The following is a 20922-nucleotide window of genomic DNA, read 5'->3' as shown; positions in this document are numbered from 1 at the left end:
AAAGCCTTCGGAACGCGACTACCTGCCATATACATCATTATTCGGGCAAAAAATCACGGAACCCTTGGATCGTGCCTAAACTCCAACGTGCGCGGCCGGAGACATAACCGGCCCACCGGCGCTCGAACAGGCCGGCTCCTTGTTTTGGCATGCACACAAATAGAGAACAAAGCTATGAAACGGATTCTTCTCGGTACTCTCTTCACCGTTGTCTCCCTCCAGGCCATGGCCCAGGCACCCGGTGGCCCGGACTGCGGTTGGGGCAACATGCTGTTCAAGGGCCAACGCGGTACCCCGGCCCACTTCCTGGCCTCCACCACCAACGGCACCTCCGGTAACGCCACCTTCGGCATGACGTCCGGAACCAACGGCTGCTCGACCAAGGACGCCCTGACCTATGGCGGCAAATCCTGGATTGCCATGAATGGCATGATGAACGAGCTGTCGGAAGACATGGCCAAGGGCCAGGGTGAAGCCCTGACCACCTACGCCGTCGTCCTCGGTGTCGCACCGGAAGATCGTGCGCATTTTGCCGCCGTGACCCACGAGCACTTCCAGCAGATCTTCAACAAGGCCGACGTCACCGCCGACGACGTGCACACCAACACCCTGGCCGTCCTCAAGAGCGACCCACGCCTGGCCAAGTACGCCACCCAGGCCTGAGCTTGACCCGCCCGCCTCACGGGGCGGGCATTCCCTGCCCGATCCGGACAACAGTTGCCCAACATGCTCAAACGCCTTGCCTACCTGGCGCTCTGTGCCTGCACCCCACTCCAGGCCGCTTCACACCTTGATGACCAACGTTTGCAGCAACTGGCCAACGATCCCTTCTGGATCTCCCTGGGCCATTACGAACACGCCAAGCTCGGCGGCTGGCGCAGCTACGTCAGCGACAGCAAATTCTTTCTCGCCGCCGATGGAGCCCATCATCCCGATGCGGAACTGAAGGCCACCGTCGCCGCGCTCTACGCCCCGGCCAGCGCCGGCAACCAGCATGCACAATGCGTCTATCCGGCACGCACCCGCTGGCTCAGGGCGCAACTGCAACTCAAGGACCTGCCGACACCGGACTGCTCGGAATTCAACCAGTGGTTCAAGGATGTCTCGCCCCACAGCACGGTGATGATCTTTCCCGCGGCCTACCTGAACAGCCCCTCGTCGATGTTCGGCCACACCCTGCTGCGCATCGACCAGGCCGACGTGCAGCGTGACCAGACCTCGCTGCTCAGCTACGCGATCAACTTCGGCGCCTACATCGAAGGCTCGGACAACAGCATTCTTTATGCCTGGAAGGGCCTGATGGGCGGCTATCCGGGGCTGTTCGCCCTGGTGCCCTACCAGGAAAAGCTTTCCGAATACCGCAGCCTGGAAAACCGCGACCTGTGGGAGTACCGGCTGAACCTGACCCCGGAAGAAACCGCGCGCATGGTCGAGCACGTCTGGGAGCTGAAGCAGGTCCGGTTCGACTACTTCTTCTTCGATGAAAACTGCTCCTACCGCCTGCTGGAACTGTTGCAGGTCGCCCGCCCCAGCCTGCGCCTCACCGGGCAGTTCCCGCTGACGGCGATCCCCACCGACACCGTGAAGGCGGTCAAGGCGGCGGGGCTGGTGGAGAAGGTCGACTACCGCCCATCCCGCGAACGCGAGTTGCTGGAGCGGGCCAAGCCGCTGGACCCGGAGGAACAGCAGTGGGTGCTCAAGGTCAGCGCCGACCAGAACGCCCTGCAGGACCCGGCCTTCAAGGCCCAGCCACGTGAGCGCCAGGCACTGATCATCGACGCCGCCTACCGGCTCGAGCGCTACCGGGCCAACGGCCAGGAACGCGACCCGGTGCGTGCGCAACGCAGCTTCGAGCTGCTGCGGGCGATCAACCGCAACCCGGCCCCGGAGTTGCGGATCACCCCGCCCGGGTTGCCGGAAAACGGCCACGAATCGCGCACTTGGCAGGCCGGGCTCGGCACCCGTGGCAGCCAGGCATTCGGCGAATACGGCCTGCGCATGGCCTACCACGACCTGAACGACAACGTCGAGGGTTTCCCCCTGGGCGCGCAGATCGAAATCCTGCAGATGAAGTTGCGCCAATACGAAGGCAACCACTGGCAGCTCCAACAACTGGACCTGGCGACCATCCGTTCGCTGACACCACGCAACGCACTGCTGCAGCCGTGGTCCTGGCAAGTCACCGGCGGCCTGGAACGGGTGCCCGGCAAACATGATGACCAGACCCTGGTCAGCCACGTCAACGGGGGGGCTGGTGGCACCTGGCAATTGAGCGACGACCTGCTCGGCTTCGCCCTCGGTACCGTACGCCTGGAACACAACGCCGACTTCGCCGCCGTGGTGTCACCGGCCACCGGCTTCAACACTGGCCTGCTGTGGAAAAACCCACTGGGCAACCTGAGCCTGGAAGCCAGGGGCGACTATTTCACCAACGGTGAAGTGCGCCGCAGCCTGAGCCTCAACCAGCAATGGGAACTGTCGCGCAACCTCGGCCTGCGGCTGAGCGCGCAGCGCGAGTTCAGCAAACTGGCTTCAGCGGAAAACGAAGTCATGCTGGAACTGAAGTGGTATCACTATTGAGCCGGACCCGCGATCACGCGAGCCACGGCTCGCCCATCCGGGTCAGTCACATTTCAGTTTCGTGCGCCCGGGATCACGCTCCAGCGACTGCCCCAGCAGACGCAGGCAATGCTCCTGATCGCGCCTGAGCATGTTGTCGATGGTGATGTTACCCACGCTCTCCGGCTCTTTCTGCTCGCCGAGACGGATATCCACCAGGGGTGGTTCAGCCTGAAGCTGAAAAAGGCTGGCGGGCTCCTCGACCGCAACCTTGGGGGCCTGCGTCACGGCGGCGGCGGGCAAATCGTCCACCGTCATGCCATAACGATCCAGCAACGAGCTCTCGGGAAGGGGCTCACCCAGGGCAACGCACGCGGACAAGGTCAGGCCGACACCCATGCCATGGGTTTTAAAACAACTCATACACAACTCTCTTTCTTTGACGACACACGCCCCCACGCTTTCGCGCAAGGCTGAAACAGCCGGCGCAGAGCGCTCGGCGCGCTATTACCCTACATCGAAAGATGACGACTTGTGTCGGAAAAATTTACCCACCGATGTCACAAACCGCTCAATCACAACCGCTTCGCGACAGCGTCTTCACACCCCGCTGACAAAGAACCGCCTACACTCAACGACAGGCAGATCAAGGAATCAGGGTGTCAGGATGTGGCGTTGGCTGTTGTTGGGCGTAGTGGTCGCACTCGCCGGTTGCGAGTCGACCCACGACCATTTGCTCATGCAAGGTTATCCACCGGCCTTCGCCGACGGTTTCGATGACGGCTGCTCCAGCGGCCGGCAAGCCGCCGGGGCCATCACCGGCCAGTTTCGCAAGAACGTGCCGCGCTACCTGCAGCAGCATGAATACGCCACCGGCTGGGACGATGGTTTCCGCCAGTGCCAGGCCATGCGTGAAAACGAAGATCGCGAAGCCTACAAGGACCGCCACTGGGACGAACGCGAGCGCGCCTGGCAGCAGGAAAAGGACCGTGATGCGGCCAAGGCCTACCGTTCGCAGTAGGTCGTTTTCGGACAACACCCCTTCGCCGAACCCTGCGAGCATGGTCCCCAGGCCATATACAGGAGAACGCCATGAGTCGCGCCTTCGTCAATGAAGACAATGCCGCCGCCCAGGCCAGCCAGCCGGTGGAGCGCCAGGTCAGCACGCAACCCAACTATGTCACCCCGGCGGGCCTGGCCCAGTTGCAGGCCCGTGTGGTCGCACTACAGGCCGAGCATGCCCAACAGAATGCCCTGGGTGAGCAGGCGGACAAACAGCGCCTGGCTGACATCGAACGCGACCTGCGCTACTTCAATCAACGTCTGAGCAGCGCCCAACTTGCCGCACCGGCGACCTCGACCGAAATCGTCCAGATTGGCAGCCAGGTGACCTTCGTCGACGAACAGGACCGGCAACAGCAGGTGCAACTGGTGGGGGAAGACCAGGCCGACTATGCCCGCGGCCTGATCAACTGGGGCTCGCCGCTGGGGCGGGCACTGTTGGGCGCCCGCCTGGGCGATGAGGTGTTGTGGAAACGGCCGGCCGGCGACCAGATGATCGAGATCACCCGGATCGACCCGGCCTAGTGGCCGATCAGACGACGCCCTGGGCCAGCATGGCTTCGGCAACCTTGACGAAACCGGCGATGTTCGCGCCCTTGACGTAGTTGACCCGGCCATTTTCCTCGCCGTAGTGCACGCAGGCGTGGTGGATCGCCTGCATGATGCCGTGCAGCTTGCTGTCGACCTCACCGGCCGTCCACAGCAGGCGCATGGCGTTCTGCGACATTTCCAGGCCGCTGACCGCCACGCCGCCGGCATTCGAAGCCTTGCCCGGAGCGAACAGGGTGCCGGCCTCAATGAAGATATCCACAGCCTCCAGGGTCGTTGGCATGTTCGCCCCCTCGGCCACGCAGATGCAGCCGTTGCGCAACAGGGTCCGGGCGGCCTCGGCATCCAGCTCGTTCTGGGTCGCACAGGGCAGCGCGATGTCGCAGCTCAGGTTCCATGGGCGCTCACCGGCCAGGAACTCCAGGCCGAAGCGCTGCGCCAGCTCGCTGATCCGCCCGCGCTGGACGTTCTTCAGCTCCATCAGCGCCTGCCATTGCTCTTCGCTCAGGCCGGCCTCGCAGTACAGCGTGCCTTCGGAGTCGGACAGCGAGATCACCTTGCCGCCCAGGTCCATGACCTTGCGCGCCGCATATTGCGCGACGTTGCCGGAACCGGAGATCGCCACCCGCTTGCCTTCGACGCACTCGTCGTTGCGCTTGAGCATTTCCTCGGCGAAGTACACGCAACCGAAACCGGTGGCTTCCGGGCGAATCAGGCTGCCACCGTAGCTCATGCCCTTGCCGGTCAGCACCGAGGTGAACTGGTTGGCCAGGCGCTTGTACTGGCCGAACAGGAAACCGATCTCGCGGGCACCGACGCCGATGTCACCGGCCGGGACGTCGACGTCGGCACCGATATGGCGGTACAGCTCACTCATGAAGGCCTGGCAGAAGCGCATGACTTCCGCATCGCTCTTGCCCTTGGGATCGAAGTCCGAACCACCCTTGCCACCCCCCATCGGCAGTGAGGTCAGGGCATTCTTGAAGCTCTGCTCGAAGGCGAGGAACTTCAGCACCCCGAGGTTCACCGACGGGTGGAAGCGCAAGCCGCCCTTGTACGGGCCGATGGCGCTGTTCATCTGGATCCGGAAACCCCGGTTGACCTGGACCTTGCCCTGATCGTCGACCCACGACACGCGGAACGTGATCGCCCGTTCCGGCTCACACAGACGCTCGAGAATGCCCGAGGTCAGGTAGTGCGGATTGGCCTCCAGGAAAGGCCACAGGCTGCGCAGGACTTCCTCCACCGCCTGGTGGAATTCCGGTTGGTCCGGATCACGTTTTTTCAGGCGGGCAAGGAAGTGGTCGACAGATTCGATCATGGGAAGGGTCTCGTCAATGAGTTGTCGTTTTCAATAATTCGACCCGGACTTTAGCAACTGATCGAGCACTAGGACAGTGCAAAATGTCGCACTTATGAATTTAAATGGTGCTTTTTATATAAATAACCAGGAAAAACAGGTCTTGTAAGCACCACAAGAATGCATGTTATGCAGCGTGACGCACCAAAGTGGAAATTCCGGAAAACAGGCATAAAAAAAGCGGAGCCCGAGGGCTCCGCCTTTTCCACCACCCGCCCGATCAGGCCAGTTTCTTGTGCCGTACGCGGTGCGGCTGGGCCGCTGCGTCGCCGAGGCGCTTCTTGCGATCGGCTTCGTACTCGGTGTAGTTGCCTTCGAAGAACACCGCCTGCGAGTCGTCCTCATAGGCCAGGATGTGCGTCGCCACACGGTCCAGGAACCAACGGTCGTGGGAGATCACGATGGCTGCGCCCGGGAAGTCCAGCAGGGCTTCCTCCAGGGAACGCAGGGTCTCGACGTCGAGGTCGTTGGACGGTTCGTCGAGCAGCAGGACGTTGCCGCCCTCCTTCAGGGTCAGGGCCAGGTGCAGGCGACCACGCTCACCACCGGACAGGTCCTTGACGAACTTCTGCTGGTCGCCGCCCTTGAAGTTGAAGCGACCGACGTAGGTACGCGAAGGGATCTCGTAGTTGCCGATGCGGATCTGGTCGGAACCGTCGGAGATCTGCTGGAACACGGTCTTGCTGCCGTCCAGGTCCTCGCGGCTCTGGTCGACGCAGGCCAGTTGCACGGTTTCACCGATCTCGATGCTGCCGGAGTCCGGAGTCTCCTGGCCCATCAGCATGCGGAACAGCGTCGACTTACCGGCACCGTTACCACCGATCACACCGACGATCGCGCCTTTGGGCATGCTGAACGACAGGTTGTCGATCAGCACGCGATCGCCGTAGCCCTTGGTAACGTTCTTGAACTCGATGACCTTGTCGCCCAGGCGTGGACCGGCCGGGATGTAGATCTCGTTGGTCTCGCTGCGCTTCTGGAATTCCTGCGACTGCATTTCCTCGAAGCGCTGCAGGCGAGCCTTGGATTTGGACTGGCGGGCCTTGGCGCCCTTGCGCACCCACTCCAGCTCTTCCTTCATGGCCTTTTCGTGAGCCGACTGCTGCTTGGATTCCTGGGCCAGACGCTCGGACTTGGCTTCCAGCCAGCCCGAGTAGTTGCCTTCGTACGGGATACCGGCGCCGCGATCGAGCTCGAGAATCCAGCCAGCGACGTTGTCCAGGAAGTAACGGTCGTGGGTGATCGCCACCACGGTGCCGGGGAAGTCGTGCAGGAAGTGCTCCAGCCAGGCCACGGAGTCGGCATCCAGGTGGTTGGTCGGTTCGTCGAGCAGCAGCATGTCGGGAGCCGACAGCAGCAGGCGGCACAGGGCCACGCGGCGCTTCTCGCCGCCGGACAGGTGTTCGACACGGGCGTCCCAGGCCGGCAGGCGCAGCGCATCGGCGGCGACTTCCAGCTGGCGTTCCAGGTTGTGGCCATCGCTGGCCTGCAGGATCGCTTCCAGCTTGGCCTGCTCGGCGGCCAGCTTGTCGAAGTCGGCATCCGGCTCGGCGTAGGCGGCGTAGACCTCGTCCAGGCGGGCCTGGGCGTCCTTGATCACGCTGACCGCTTCCTCGACCACTTCGCGCACGCTCTTGGTCGGGTCCAGTTGCGGCTCCTGCGGCAGATAGCCGATGTTCAGCTCCGGCATTGGCCGTGCTTCACCCTCGAACTCGGTGTCGACGCCAGCCATGATCTTCAGCAGGGTGGACTTGCCCGAGCCGTTCAGGCCAAGGACGCCGATCTTGGCGCCGGGGAAAAACGACAGGGAGATGTTTTTCAGGATTTCCCGCTTCGGCGGCACAACTTTGCCCAGCCGATGCATGGTGAAGACGTATTGAGCCATGGAGAACCTAGCGTCAGTGACTGATGAATATGAAGGTGTAGCCCGGACCAGGCGGCATTGCGCGGCATGCGTTATGCATCATCGAATGCAGCGCCAATCCTGCGTCAACTTTGGGGGCGCGAAAACGCCCGCGTAACAGGTAAAATTACCTGAATGTGTGCACCAGGGCAAACCGCTCGGCAGAACGGGGCTGGCACTTTGCCACAACTCAAGGCATGCTAGCCGCCCTTCGGGCGTCCGGCTTATAGTGCACGTCGCGCCAATCCAGCCCAACCGCAGGATCACAGTTTGAGCAACGCCAATCCGCCATCGCCCGCGCGCGCATCCCGTCATGTGACTGGTACGCCCCTGCGCGGAACAATCAAGGGCGTGTTGGCGATCATGGTACTGCTCATGCTCGTCGTGCTGTTCTGGCAACTGATCGACCAGTTCCAGCAGACCCGCAAGGTCCAGCGCCAGTACAGCATCGACTACAGCGCCGAGCTGGCCGACCACATCAGCCTGAACATGAAGCTCGACGCACAGATCGCCGCCAACCTGCTGCCGATCTTCGAGAAGCCCGACTCCCCCGAGCAGCAACAGCAGCTGCTCACCAAGCTGCGCCTGTCCCTGCCATCGATCAGGAGCTTCGCCCTGTTCGACATGAAGGGCAACCTCATCACCGACAGCGCCAGCGACAGCCACGACATCGACTACCTGAGCGACCTGGTCCAGCGCAGCAACCGGACCCAGGCCTACTATTTCACCAACGACGAGGACGGCTCGGTGGTCCACCTGCTGCTGCGCCAGTCCAGCGGCGAGACCAACGGCTACTGGGCCCTGCGCCTGGGCCCCAGCCTGTTCCAGAGCCTGACCCGCCAGACCGAGCAGAAATTCCACACCACCTGGGTGATCGAGAACCGCCTGAACCACCGGGTCATCAGCCGTGACAACGACATCAGCCCACGGCCTTCGGTGCTGCAGCCGGACGACGAAGCCAACAGCGTGCTGATCGCCCCACTGTCCAACAGCGACTGGCAACTGCGCGGCCTGTTCGACCAGCGCCAGATGCTCGAGGAGCTGCTGCCGGCGCTGATCGGCAAGTGCCTGCTGGGGCTGGGCCTGTCGATGCTGCCGGTACTGGCGCTGATCAACATGCGCCGCCGCCAGCGCCAGGTGCATGAAGGACGTCGCCGCTACCAGGAAATCTTCGAGGGGACCGGCGTGGCGCTGTGCGTCCTCGACCTCTCCGGCCTGCCAGGCTTCCTGGAAAACCACCAGCTCAACGACAGCGACAGCCTCAAGAAGTGGGTCGCCCACGATCCGCAACACCGTCGCCTGCTGCTCGAACAACTGCGCATCACCGAAATCAACCTGGTCGCGCTGCGCCTGCTCAATGTCGACTCCCGCGAAAGCGCCTGGAGCTGCCTGGTCGAAGGCTGCCCGAGCCAGGTCACGGGCATCGGCTATCCACTGGTCGACGCGCTGATCAACCAGCAAAGCCAGCTCGAACTGGAAATCAAGCAGGCCGACGCCCACGGTCAGGACCAGCACCTGTGGCTGGTTTTGCGCCTGCCGGAAGATCCCAGCGACTACAACGCGGTGATCCTGAGCATCAGCGACATCACCAGCCGCAAGCTGATCGAGCTGTCACTGCTCGAACGTGAAGGCTTCTGGTCGGACGTGGTGCGCACGGTGCCCGACCATCTCTACGTGCAGGACGTGATCAGCCAGCGGATGATCTTCAGCAACCACCACCTGGGCCAGACGCTCGGCTACAGCAAGAGCGAGCTGCACCAGATGGGCGAGTACTTCTGGGAAATCCTGCTGCACCCCGAGGATGCCGAGCACTACCACCGCCTGCGCCACCAGCAGCGCCATGCCGGCTACAGCCAGCTGCTGCAGTGCCAGTTGCGCTTTCGCCATCGCGACAGCCGCTGGCGGCGCTTCGAAATCCGCGAGCAGGCGCTGGCCCGTGACAAGTACGACCAGGTCACGCGGATCATCGGCGTAGCCAAGGACATCACCGACCAGATCGAGGCCAGCGAATCGCTGCGCGACAGCGAGCAGCGCTACCGGATGCTGGCCGAAAGCATCAGCGACGTGATCTTCTCCACCGACAGCAAGCTGCAACTGAACTATGTCAGCCCGTCGGTGCAGACCGTGCTGGGCTACGAGGCCGACTGGGTGTTCAAGCACGGCTGGCACTCGACCATCGCCAACCCGGCGCAACTGACCGGCATCTATCAGTTGATGGAGCGGGTCAGCAAGGCTCTGGACAAGCCCGAGCAGTTGGCCGAACTGCGCAGCCAGATCAAGACCCAGGTGTTCGTGTTCGACTGCCTGCGCGCCGACGGGCGCAAGATCCCGATCGAACTGCGCCTGGTGCTGGTCTGGGACGAACATGGTGCGTTCGAGGGCATTCTCGGCGTCGGTCGCGACATCAGCCAGCAGCGCCGCGCCGAGAAAGACCTGCGCATGGCGGCGACGGTCTTCGAGCACTCGACCTCGGCGATCCTGATCACCGACCCGGCCGGCTATATCGTCCAGGCCAACGAGGCCTTCAGCCGCGTCAGCGGCTATGCCGTGTCCGATGTGCTGGACCAGTTGCCCAACATGCTGACCGTCGACGACCAGCAGGAAGCCCACCTGCGCTATGTGCTCAAGCAGTTGCAACAGCACAACACCTGGGAAGGCGAAGTCTGGCTCAAACGCCGTAGCGGCGAGCACTACCCGGCCTGGGTCGGCATCACTGCCGTGCTCGACGACGAAGGCGACCTGGCCAGCTACGTGTGCTTCTTCAGCGATATCAGCGAGCGCAAGGCCAGCGAACAGCGGATTCACCGCCTGGCCTACTACGACGCCCTGACCCACCTGCCCAACCGCACGCTGTTCCAGGATCGCCTGCACACCGCGCTGCAACAGGCCGAGCGGCAGAAGTCCTGGGTGGTGCTGATGTTCCTCGACCTCGACCGTTTCAAGCCGATCAACGACTCCCTCGGCCACGCCGCCGGCGACCGCATGCTCAAGGAAATGGGCACTCGCCTGCTGGCCTGCGTCGCCGAGGACGACACCGTGGCGCGCATGGGCGGCGACGAGTTCACCCTGCTGCTGCAACCACGGGCGACCCGCGAGATGGCGTTGAACCGGGCCATTCACGTGGCCGAGCAGATTCTCGCGAGCCTGGTCACGCCATTCGTGCTCGAAGGCCGCGAGTTCTTCGTCACCGCCAGTATCGGTATCGCCCTGAGCCCGCAGGACGGCAGCGAACTCAGCCAGCTGATGAAGAACGCCGACACCGCGATGTACCACGCCAAGGAGCGCGGCAAGAACAACTTCCAGTTCTACCAGGCCGACATGAACGCCAGCGCCCTGGAGCGCCTGGAGCTGGAAAGCGACCTGCGCCATGCCCTGGAACAGAACGAGTTCGTGCTCTACTACCAACCGCAGTTCAGCGGCGACGGCAAGCGCCTGACCGGCGCCGAAGCCCTGCTGCGCTGGCGCCACCCGCGTCGCGGGCTGGTACCGCCGGGCGACTTCATCCCGGTACTCGAAGAACTCGGCCTGGTGGTCGATGTCGGCGACTGGGTGCTGGCCGAAGCCTGTCGCCAGCTCAAGACCTGGCACCAGAACAAGGTCCGGGTGCCCAAGGTTTCGGTGAACATTTCCGCCCGGCAGTTCTCCGACGGCCAACTGGGTACGCGCATCGCCACCATCCTGCGCGACACCGGCCTGCCGCCGGCGTGCCTGGAACTGGAGCTGACCGAGAGTATCCTGATGCGCGAGGTCAGCGAGGCGATGCTGATCCTCGACGGCCTGAAGAACCTCGGCCTGAGCATTGCGGTGGACGACTTCGGCACCGGCTACTCGTCGCTCAACTACCTCAAGCAGTTCCCCATCGACGTGCTGAAGATCGACCGCACCTTCGTCGACGGCCTGCCGTCAGGCGAACAGGATGCACAGATTGCCCGGGCGATCATCGCCATGGCCCACAGCCTGAACCTGGCAGTGATCGCCGAGGGCGTGGAAACCCACGAACAGCTGGACTTCCTGCGCGAGCACGGTTGCGACGAGGTACAGGGCTACCTGTTCGGCCGGCCGATGGCGGCCAATCGCTTCGAGGCGCAGTTCAGCAATGATGCGCTGTTCATGTTCGACTGACGGCCTGCACCGCAGCGACTGACGCTATCGCCAGCAAGCCGGCTCCCACAAGGGGCGGCGCTCGGCCTGTGGAAGCAGGGCTTGCCCGCGAAAAAACCACCGCGCCCCCAAGCTGAACACCACTTATCTGCGACATGATGCCCTTTCATATGCCAGATAAAAGCCATTGGGTTAGAATGCCCTCCTTTCCAGCCCCCGATCCTTGAGGACCGCCATGTTCAGCCGTGATTTGACTATTGCCAAGTACGACGCCGATCTCTTTGCCGCCATGGAGCAAGAAGCTCAGCGCCAGGAAGAGCACATCGAGCTGATCGCCTCGGAAAACTACACCAGCCCAGCGGTGATGGAAGCCCAGGGCTCGGTACTGACCAACAAGTACGCCGAAGGCTATCCAGGCAAGCGCTACTACGGCGGCTGCGAATACGTCGACGTGGTTGAGCAACTGGCTATCGACCGCGCCAAGCAACTGTTCGGTGCCGACTACGCCAACGTCCAGCCACACGCGGGCTCCCAAGCCAACGCCGCTGTCTACCTGGCCCTGCTGCAGGGCGGCGACACCATCCTGGGCATGAGCCTGGCCCACGGCGGTCACCTGACCCACGGCGCCAGCGTTTCCTCCTCCGGCAAGCTGTACAACGCCGTGCAGTACGGCATCGACGCCAACGGCCTGATCGACTACGACGAAGTCGAGCGCCTGGCAGTCGAGCACAAGCCGAAAATGATCGTGGCCGGTTTCTCCGCCTACTCGCAGGTACTGGACTTCGCCCGTTTCCGCGCTATCGCCGACAAGGTCGGTGCCTACCTGTTCGTCGACATGGCCCACGTGGCCGGCCTGGTTGCCGCTGGTGTCTACCCGAACCCGGTGCCATTCGCCGACGTGGTCACCACCACCACCCACAAGACCCTGCGCGGTCCACGTGGCGGCCTGATCCTGGCTCGCGCCAATGCCGACATCGAGAAGAAGCTGAACTCCGCCGTATTCCCTGGCGCCCAGGGCGGCCCGCTGGAGCACGTGATCGCAGCCAAGGCGATCTGCTTCAAGGAAGCACTGCAGCCTGAATTCAAGGCCTACCAGCAACAAGTGGTGAAAAACGCCCAGGCCATGGCCGAAGTGTTCATTGCCCGTGGTTTCGACGTGGTTTCCGGCGGTACCCAGAACCACCTGTTCCTGCTCTCGCTGATCAAGCAGGACATCTCCGGCAAGGACGCTGACGCGGCCCTGGGCAAGGCCTTCATCACCGTGAACAAGAACTCGGTGCCGAACGACCCACGCTCCCCGTTCATCACCTCCGGCCTGCGTTTCGGTACCCCGGCTGTCACCACCCGTGGCTTCAAGGAAACCGAATGCCGCGAGCTGGCCGGCTGGATCTGCGACATCCTGGCTGACCTGAACAACGAAGCGGTGATCGACGCCGTTCGCGAGAAGGTCAAGGCCATCTGCAAGAAGCTGCCGGTATACGGCGCCTAATCGGCCCGCATCACGCAGCAAAAGAGAGCCCGGTCAGCGATGACCGGGCTTTTTTTCGCCTCAAGGAAAATCACCCATCCCTGTAGACGCGCGGGGCGCCGAACCGCCGCGGAGCTTTGGCGGTCTCGCGGGACTCTCCGCAGGCAAGCCGCGCGCCTGCCGGGTTACGCATGAATTCGACATAACTGGTCAGACCGGTCTAACCAATTTTTTCGAAAACCTCTTGCGGTCCGAAAAAATCAGGGCGTAGACTGACCCCGCACTGGACATACCGGTAAGACCACAACAATTAAGTTCCAATGCCGCGGCCACAGGTCCGGACAAGGAACGCCGACCAGGATCCTCCCCATGCTCAAATGGTGCTCGCGTTCGATTTTCCTTCAGGTCGTCCTTGGATTGGTGCTGGGCATCGTCTGCGGACTCACCCTTCCCGAATACTCAACCCAGCTCAAACCCTTGGGCGACGGCTTCATCAAGCTGATCAAGATGCTGATCGGTCTGATCGTCTTCTGTGTGGTGGTCAGCGGCATTTCCGGCGCCGGCGACCTGAAGAAGGTCGGGCGCATCGGCCTCAAGTCAGTGATCTACTTCGAAGTCCTGACCACCGTCGCCCTGCTGATCGGACTGGTCCTGGCCTTCACCACCGGCATCGGCAACGGCGCCAACATCCATCTGGAGCAGCTGTCCAAGGCCGCCCTGGGCGACCTGGCCGACCGCGGCCAGCACCTGCGTGGGGCCACGCAGTTCATGATGGACCTGATCCCCAACTCGGTACTCAGCGCCTTTGCCGACAACAACATCCTGCAGGTGCTGCTGTTCTCGGTGCTGTTCGGTAGCGCGCTGAACCTGGTGGGCGAGTCGGCATCAGGCATCTCGCGACTGATCAACGAACTGAGCCACGTGATCTTCCGCATCATGGGCATGATCGTGCGCCTGGCGCCGATCGGCGTATTCGGCGCCATCGCCTTCACCACCAGCACCTACGGCCTGGAGTCGCTACGGCAGCTGGGCAACCTGGTGGCCCTGTTCTACATCACCTGCCTGGCCTTCGTGCTGCTGATCCTCGGCACGGTGATGCGCGTTTCGGGCCTGCGGCTCCTGCCGTTTCTCAAGTACTTGCGCGAAGACCTGCTGATCGTCATGGGCACGGCCTCCTCGGATGCCGTACTGCCGCAAGTGATGCGCAAGCTCGAACACCTGGGTATCGGCAGCTCGACGGTCGGCCTGGTGATCCCCACCGGCTACTCGTTCAACCTCGACGGTTTCTCGATCTACCTGACCCTGGCCATCGTCTTCATCGCCAACGCCACCGGCACCCCACTGGCGATGACCGACCTGTTGACCATCCTGCTGGTGTCGCTGATCACCTCCAAAGGCGCCCATGGCATTCCCGGCTCGGCCCTGGTGATCCTCGCCGCCACCCTGTCGGCAATCCCGGCGATTCCGGTGGTCGGCCTGGTGCTGGTGCTGGCGGTCGACTGGTTCATGGGCATCGGCCGGGCCATGACCAACCTGATCGGCAACTGCGTGGCGACCGTGGCGATCGCCCGCTGGGAAAAGGACATCGACCTGCAACGAGCCCACAAGGTGCTTGAAGGCCAGCAGGGTTATGCCTTCACGCCGAGAAAGCCGAACACCTCGAGTCATCAGCAGGAGTTCTGATGCGATCCGCCCATGGACGGGCACCTGTACCGACCCACCAGCGGCAGCCCCAAGACTGCCCACGGGTCATAGCCTGACCGTTTCACCTGGGAGAGCACCGTGATCAGCTCATCGACCGTCGTCAATTCCGTGGTAGAAAAACTCCGCGCAGCACTGGCCCGTGGCCAGTGGCGCTCGGGAGAAATGCTGCCGGGCCAGCGCGAGCTGGCCGAACAACTGGGCATCAGCCGCCCGAGCCTGCGTGAAGCCGTCACCGTACTGGAGACCCTTGGCCTGGTACGCTCCATGCCCGGCAAGGGCGTACTGGTGCTGGACAGCGCCCCCGAAACCGCCACGCCCCATGGCGGCGTGGCCGAGGCCAGCCTCGCCGACATCCTGCAACTGCGCTACACCCTGGAACCGTTCATCGTCGGCCTCGTGGCGCAGTCCATCAGCAGCAAGGAAGTCGGCCAGTTGCGCCTGACCCTCATGGACATGCGCGAAGCCCTGGAAGCCAACGACAGCGCAGCCGGGATGAACGCCTACCTCGCCTTCCACGAGGAACTGTTCACCCTGACCTCCAACCCGATCTTCCAGAACGTGGTGCAACAGACCAGCAACGCCCTCAAGCAGAGCGCCGAGGTGCTGCGCAACTCGCCAGAGCACCTGGCCGAACGCCTGCAGGAAAACGAAGCCGTGGTCCGCGCCATTCGCCACAAGAACAGCGCCCTGGCCAGTGCGGAAATGCGCCGGCACATCCTGCAGGAAGGTTTGCGCATGGGCGTCGAACTCACCATCCCGGACGACCATCTGGGCAGTCTCGAGCAGTAATCCACCGACCGAGGGGAATCCGGCCATGAACAGCCTAGCGACCATCCTGCCCTTCAGCGCCCCACGAGTGCGCCAGCCGCGCCGCGCCCTGCGCCCACTGCCATGGACCGACGGCCTCTATGCCCGGGTCTTCGAGGACATTCTCGACGGGCGCTTTGTCGAGGGACTGAGCGAAGACCTGCTGATACGCACCTACGATGCCGGCCGCAGCGAGGTACGTCGCGTGGTCACGCGCCTGACCCGCCAACAGATCATCCATGCCCGCCCGAACCAGCGCGCCCACGTTGCCGAGCCGGATGCCGAACAGATTCGGCAGGTCCTGCAGGCACGGCGGATGGCTGAAGGCACGGTCATCCAGTTGCTCTGCGCGAGCACCGACGCATCGGCTATCAATTCATTGCAGGCACTGATCGCCCGGGAACGCGAGAGCGTCGAGGTGAGCCGACAAAATACAGCGATCAGGCTGGGCGGGGAGTTTCACCTGCAATTGGCACGGATAGCCGGTAATGCGCCCATGGTGCATTTCCTGGAAGGGCTGATTCCCCTGACCGGGCTCGCCCTGGCCGCCCGCTCGGTGATGCATGATCAGGGCTGGCAGATACGACAGGCCATACTGGACGCCATACAGGGAGGGAATGCCCTGCAAGGCATCGAAGAGATGACACGGTACCTGCAACAGCTCGAGACTCTGACGGCGGGGTGAACGGGTAAAAAAGCCTGCCCCCGCCCCGGATCAGGGTTGCGCCATCCTGGCGAAGCCCTCACGTATTTTCGCCTCGGGCAGGTCGTCGGCAATGAACACGATCACGCTCTCTCGGGTCGCACCCTCCTCCCACTCGGTGTCCCAGTCGAAGCCGTAGAGTTTGAGCACGCCCTGAAACACCAGGCGCCGTGGCTCGCCAGCGATGCTCAGCACACCCTTGTAGCGCAGCAATTGCTTGCCGTGCGCTTCCAGCAGTTCGTTCATGAACTCACTGAGCCGATCGATATCCAGCGGCTGGTCGGTGCGCAGCACCAGGCTGGAGATGCGGTCGATCGAGTGCCCCTTGCGCACCGGCCGCAGGCTCACGCCACCGCCCAGGTCAGCGTTGAGATTGAAGCCGCGAACGTCCAGCAGCTCCGCCAGGTCGATGTTGCCATGCTCGACGATACGGATCGGCGCACGCCGGTTGATGCGGGTCAGGCGCTCACTCAGGGCGTCGAAGCTCGCCTCGTCCACCAGGTCGCGCTTGCTCACCAGCAGGCGGTCGGCGAAGCCGATCTGCGCCTGGGCGATGGTCTGGGTCAGGTGGTGCTCGGCATGGGCGGCATCCACCAGGGTGATGATACCGTCGAGCAGGTAGCGCTCGCGCAGCTCCTCATCGATGAAGAAGGTCTGCGCCACCGGCGCCGGATCGGCCAGCCCGGTGCATTCGATCACCAGCCGGTCGAAGTGGATTTCGCCACTGTCCAGGCGCTCGAGCAGCAGGTACAGCGCCTTGGTCAGGTCGGTGTGGATGGTGCAGCAGACACAGCCATTGGACAGCGTCATGACCTGAACCGGCTCGGCCCCCAGCAACTGGGTATCGATGCCGGCGTCGCTGAATTCGTTCTCGATCACGGCGATTTTCAGGCCGTGCTCGGCCTTGAGCAGGTGCCGCAGCAAGGTGGTCTTGCCGGCGCCGAGAAAGCCGCTGAGGACGGTGACGGGGATAGGAACGGACAAACGCGAATCTCCCATACGCTACAAATGAATGTGGGAGCCAGCCGGCTCCCACAATGGTATGCGTCGAGTCAGTGACTCAACAACACTTCGGCCCACCCTTGCCACCGTAACGGGCTTCCTGGCGTTCCCGGAAGAACGCCTCGTAGCTCATCACCGGCTTGTCGGGGTGCTTGGTCTGCATATGCTCGACGTAGTTGTCGTAGTCGGGCATGCCGACCATCAGGCGCGCAGCCTGACCGAGGTACTTACCGAGGCGACTCAGGTCATTGAACATTGCAGTGCCCTCCCATCAGGCCCCAGGCACGGCCTGGAACGGTGTTTCCTTGTCGGTACGCTCCTTGTTGCCCCAGGCCGCGACACCAACCCTCAGGGCATAGAACAGGATACTGAACACCACGAAGAGGAACAGCGCGGTCAGCGTCGCGTTGGTGTACGCGTTGAAGATCACGTGCTGCATCTGGGTGATGTCCTTGGCCGGTGCCAGTACCTGGCCGGCTTCCAGCGCGGTGCTGTACTTCTTCGCCAGGGCGAGGAAGCCGATGGCCGGGTTGGCGTCGAACAGCTTGATGAAACCCGCGGTGGTGGTGCAGATCAGCAGCCACAGCGCCGGCAGCAGGGTCACCCAGATGTAGCGCTGGCGCTTCATCTTGATCAGCACGACAGTACCGAGCATCAGGGCGATACCCGCCAGCATCTGGTTGGAGATACCGAACAGCGGCCACAGGGTGTTGATGCCGCCCAGCGGATCGATCACGCCCTGGTACAGCAGGTAGCCCCACAGTGCCACGCAACCGGCGGTGGCGATCAGGTTGGCGGTCCAGGATTCGGTACGCTTGAGCGAAGGCACGAAGGAACCGAGCAGGTCCTGCAGCATGAAACGCCCGGCACGGGTACCGGCGTCGACCGCCGTCAGGATGAACAGTGCCTCGAACAGGATCGCGAAGTGATACCAGAACGCCATGGTGTTCTCACCCGGCAGGACGTGGTGCAGGATCTGCGCAATACCGACCGCCAGGGTCGGGGCACCACCGGCACGGGCCAGGATAGTGGTCTCGCCGATGTCCTTGGCCACCGCCTGCAGCGCATCCGGGGTAATCGCGAAGCCCCAGCCGCTGACGGTCTGCGCCACGGCCACCGCATCCGCACCGACCACGGCAGCTGGGCTGTTCATGGCGAAGTACACGCCCGGATCGATCACCGAGGCAGCGACCATCGCCATGATGGCCACGAAGGACTCCATCAGCATGCCACCGTAGCCGATGTAACGGGCGTTGGTTTCGTTATCCAGCAGCTTCGGCGTGGTCCCGGAGGAAATCAGCGCGTGGAAGCCGGATACCGCGCCACAGGCGATGGTGATGAACAGGAACGGGAACAGCCCACCTTTCCAGACCGGCCCGGTGCCGTCGACGAACTGGGTCAGCGCCGGCATCTTCAGCATCGGCATGGTGATCAGGATACCGATCGCCAGGGCGATGATGGTGCCGATCTTGAGGAAGGTCGACAGGTAGTCCCGTGGAGCCAGAATCAGCCATACCGGCAGTACCGCGGCGACGAAGCCGTAGCCGATCAGCATCCAGGTGATCTGCACGCCGGTGAAGGTGAAGGCCTTGGCCCACACCGGATCGGCGGCGATCTGCCCGCCCAGCCAGATCGAGCCGAGCAGCAGCAGGACGCCGATGATCGAGATTTCACCGATGCGGCCCGGGCGGATATAGCGCATGTACACGCCCATGAACATCGCGATCGGGATGGTCGCCATCACCGTGAAGATGCCCCATGGACTCTCGGCCAGGGCCTTGACCACGATCAGTGCCAGCACCGCGAGGATGATGATCATGATCAGGAAGCAGCCGAACAGGGCGATGGTCCCCGGAATCCGGCCCATTTCCTCGCGCACCATGTCGCCCAGCGAGCGACCGTTGCGGCGGGTGGACAGGAACAGCACCATGAAGTCCTGGACCGCGCCGGCCAGCACCACGCCGGCGATCAGCCAGAGCGTGCCGGGCAGGTAGCCCATCTGCGCGGCCAGGACCGGGCCGACCAGCGGACCGGCACCGGCGATCGCCGCGAAATGGTGACCGAAAAGAATGTGTTTGTTGGTCGGCACATAGTCCAGACCGTCGTTGTTCAGCACAGCCGGTGTCGCCCGATTGCCATCGAGCTGCATGACACTGTTGGCGATGAACAGACTGTAGTAACGGTAGGCAACCAGATAGATCGCCACGGCGGCGACCACGATCCACAAGGCGTTGATCGCCTCGCCGCGGCGCAAGGCCACTACGCCAAGGGCGCACGCTCCCAAGATCGCCAGCAGCAGCCAGGGTAGATGGCGTAGCGGGCTATTATTATTTTTCATTTTGATATTCCAGCCAGATGGACAGAAAGACAGCCACCTTGAGTTTAGCGCCAAAGCGCTCCGTAGCCATACCCGACCTTGGTATAGAGCGGTCTTTTGTTGTGTTCGGGGACAGATAGCGGGGCAACGCGTCGACGGATGAACCGGCCATCTCATGCATTGCCGCTTGCCTGGGCCAGCATGAGGTCTATAGTCAGCAGAGTCCGTACAGGAACCTGAACATGAGTGACCATCCGATCAATCGTCGCCGTTTCAAGCGTATCGCGTTCGATGCCATCACCACCCTGGGCCAGGGCGGCACGGTCTGGTCGGCGCAACTGATAGACCTTTCCCTGCGCGGGCTGCTGGTCCACCAGCCGGACAAGTGGCCCGACGACGCCGCAGGCATCTTCCTGGTGGATATCCGCCTGGCGAAAAACGCCCACGTGAAGATGGATGCCGAGCTGGTCCACGTGGATCACCACCACCTGGGCTTCAAATGCCTGCACATCGGCCTGGAATCGATCCAGCACCTGCGCCGCCTGGTCGAACTGAACCTGGGTGACGAAGAGGAGCTGGAACGGGAGCTGGACGCCCTGTTCGAGGATTGACCGTCCAGGCGCCCCATCGGCGGCGCCCGGGGTCAGGCGATCAAGGAAAGGCCGAACGCTTGGGGAAGTCGCCCTCGGACTCCCAATAGCCCTTCTCTTCCCGCGACGACACTTGCCAGACATCGCCCTTGAGACGGTAGGTCTGGTAGACCGTGACGAAATCGTCACTTTCGGCATCCGCCATCGAAGACGACACCTGCAGGATCTCCGGCTGTGCATCACCCGCCTGCCAGGCTGCCTTGCCGGTCTGGGCGAGGAACAGCGGCTTGAGCGTGCCATCGGCGGCCTGGTACTGCATCGGCTCCAGCTTGCGCTGGGCCGGCATCAACACCTGGGTCGCCGGGCCGCTGTAGCTGCCCATCGGCGCGGTCTGGTCGACCGTGAGGAAAAACGCCGGGCTCGGCATGCCATCCATCGTGACCTTTTCCAGGGTCGCCAGCGGATACGCCAGGCCAACGCTCTCGACCTCATCCCCGGCAGCCGACAGCAGTCGCAGGCGGGCCTCGACGATCGGTCGGCTGGCGACATCCTTGGCCAGTGCCTCATCGTCAAAGGCATCCTCGTCGAACGTGCTGCCATTGCCCCAGAGCGACTGGTGCAGATCCGAAGTGATCCGCGCATCCTCGAGCAGCTCCAGCTCTCCGCCATCGCCCGTCGGCATCTGCTGGGCCAGCCGATACCCCTGCGGCACCGTGGCCGCGCCGGCGATACCGGCCCACAGCATGCAACCTGCCAAACACATTGCCGTACCGACAACACGCATCCCGCTGACTCCT

At 63.1% G+C, this 20922-nt stretch carries 17 protein-coding genes; 10 read left to right on the top strand and 7 right to left on the bottom strand.

The genetic code is table 11. The annotated features are described in order from the left end of the window. Positions 1 to 174 precede the first annotated feature (174 nt). Both HU752_RS05110 and HU752_RS05105 read left to right on the top strand, forming a co-directional pair. A complete protein-coding gene (locus tag HU752_RS05110; RefSeq protein ID WP_054059049.1) occupies positions 175 to 663 on the top strand; it encodes a DUF3015 domain-containing protein in 489 nt (162 codons plus the stop codon). 63 nt (positions 664 to 726) lie between these two features. Then, entirely contained in the window at positions 727 to 2580 is a 1854-nt protein-coding gene (locus HU752_RS05105; protein WP_186682676.1) for an Lnb N-terminal periplasmic domain-containing protein, read from the top strand. Between the two features lie 42 nt (positions 2581 to 2622). Here the strand turns inward: HU752_RS05105 and HU752_RS05100 are convergent, their stop codons facing one another. After that, entirely contained in the window at positions 2623 to 2982 is a 360-nt protein-coding gene (locus HU752_RS05100; RefSeq protein WP_186682674.1) for a hypothetical protein, read from the bottom strand. A 244-nt stretch (positions 2983 to 3226) separates the two neighbouring features. Between HU752_RS05100 and HU752_RS05095 the strand changes: the two genes are divergently transcribed. Together HU752_RS05095 and HU752_RS05090 are read left to right on the top strand one after the other, a co-directional pair. Beyond that, the gene (locus tag HU752_RS05095) at positions 3227 to 3580 is read left to right on the top strand and encodes a hypothetical protein (protein ID WP_186682672.1); all 354 of its coding nucleotides are present in this window, start codon (positions 3227 to 3229) and stop codon (positions 3578 to 3580) included. Positions 3581 to 3651: 71 nt separating this feature from the next. After that, a complete protein-coding gene (locus tag HU752_RS05090; protein ID WP_186682670.1) occupies positions 3652 to 4146 on the top strand; it encodes a GreA/GreB family elongation factor in 495 nt (164 codons plus the stop codon). A gap of 7 nt (positions 4147 to 4153) precedes the next feature. On the opposite strand, the gene gdhA is transcribed toward HU752_RS05090, so the two are convergent. Together gdhA and ettA are read right to left on the bottom strand one after the other, a co-directional pair. Continuing rightward, positions 4154 to 5491, bottom strand: coding sequence for an NADP-specific glutamate dehydrogenase (gene gdhA, locus HU752_RS05085; RefSeq protein ID WP_186682668.1), 1338 nt, complete (start codon positions 5489 to 5491; stop codon positions 4154 to 4156). A 259-nt stretch (positions 5492 to 5750) separates the two neighbouring features. Beyond that, the gene (gene ettA, locus HU752_RS05080; RefSeq protein WP_186682666.1) at positions 5751 to 7415 is read right to left on the bottom strand and encodes an energy-dependent translational throttle protein EttA; all 1665 of its coding nucleotides are present in this window, start codon (positions 7413 to 7415) and stop codon (positions 5751 to 5753) included. A gap of 288 nt (positions 7416 to 7703) precedes the next feature. On the opposite strand from ettA, the gene HU752_RS05075 reads away from it, so the two are divergent. The 5 genes from HU752_RS05075 (at position 7704) to HU752_RS05055 (ending at position 16198) form a co-directional block, all read left to right on the top strand. Then, entirely contained in the window at positions 7704 to 11555 is a 3852-nt protein-coding gene (locus HU752_RS05075; RefSeq protein WP_186682664.1) for a bifunctional diguanylate cyclase/phosphodiesterase, read from the top strand. Between the two features lie 214 nt (positions 11556 to 11769). Then, positions 11770 to 13023, top strand: a complete 1254-nt coding sequence (gene glyA / locus HU752_RS05070; RefSeq protein WP_186682662.1) for a serine hydroxymethyltransferase — start codon at positions 11770 to 11772, stop codon at positions 13021 to 13023. 348 nt (positions 13024 to 13371) lie between these two features. Next, a complete protein-coding gene (locus HU752_RS05065; RefSeq protein WP_186682660.1) occupies positions 13372 to 14685 on the top strand; it encodes a C4-dicarboxylate transporter DctA in 1314 nt (437 codons plus the stop codon). A 99-nt stretch (positions 14686 to 14784) separates the two neighbouring features. Next, on the top strand, positions 14785 to 15495 hold the full coding sequence (locus HU752_RS05060; RefSeq protein WP_186682658.1) for a FadR/GntR family transcriptional regulator: 711 nt from the start codon (positions 14785 to 14787) through the stop codon (positions 15493 to 15495). A 25-nt stretch (positions 15496 to 15520) separates the two neighbouring features. Beyond that, positions 15521 to 16198 (top strand): GntR family transcriptional regulator, encoded by a 678-nt coding sequence (locus HU752_RS05055; RefSeq protein WP_186682656.1) that lies wholly within the window; start codon positions 15521 to 15523, stop codon positions 16196 to 16198. A 30-nt stretch (positions 16199 to 16228) separates the two neighbouring features. On the opposite strand, the gene yjiA is transcribed toward HU752_RS05055, so the two are convergent. The 3 genes from yjiA to HU752_RS05040 form a co-directional block, all read right to left on the bottom strand. After that, a complete protein-coding gene (yjiA, locus tag HU752_RS05050; RefSeq protein WP_496198577.1) occupies positions 16229 to 17200 on the bottom strand; it encodes a GTPase in 972 nt (323 codons plus the stop codon). A gap of 76 nt (positions 17201 to 17276) precedes the next feature. Further along, positions 17277 to 17474, bottom strand: a complete 198-nt coding sequence (locus tag HU752_RS05045; protein WP_007937254.1) for a YbdD/YjiX family protein — start codon at positions 17472 to 17474, stop codon at positions 17277 to 17279. 15 nt (positions 17475 to 17489) lie between these two features. Next, positions 17490 to 19556, bottom strand: a complete 2067-nt coding sequence (locus HU752_RS05040) for a carbon starvation CstA family protein (protein WP_186682654.1) — start codon at positions 19554 to 19556, stop codon at positions 17490 to 17492. A gap of 221 nt (positions 19557 to 19777) precedes the next feature. Here HU752_RS05040 and HU752_RS05035 point away from each other — a divergent pair, with 221 nt between their 5' ends. Further along, complete coding sequence (locus tag HU752_RS05035) at positions 19778 to 20146, top strand: PilZ domain-containing protein (protein ID WP_186682653.1); 369 nt, start codon at positions 19778 to 19780, stop codon at positions 20144 to 20146. A 40-nt stretch (positions 20147 to 20186) separates the two neighbouring features. Here HU752_RS05035 and HU752_RS05030 read toward each other — a convergent pair whose 3' ends face one another. After that, positions 20187 to 20909 carry a hypothetical protein gene (locus HU752_RS05030; RefSeq protein ID WP_186682652.1) on the bottom strand — a complete coding sequence of 241 codons (723 nt, stop codon included), beginning with the start codon at positions 20907 to 20909 and terminating at the stop codon, positions 20187 to 20189. Between the last annotated feature and the right edge of the window lie 13 nt (positions 20910 to 20922).

Source organism: Pseudomonas vanderleydeniana, from assembly GCF_014268755.2.
Lineage (GTDB): Bacteria > Pseudomonadota > Gammaproteobacteria > Pseudomonadales > Pseudomonadaceae > Aquipseudomonas > Aquipseudomonas vanderleydeniana.
Note: the sequence above shows the minus strand (reverse complement) of the source record. Positions and strands in the feature narration are given on the sequence as shown.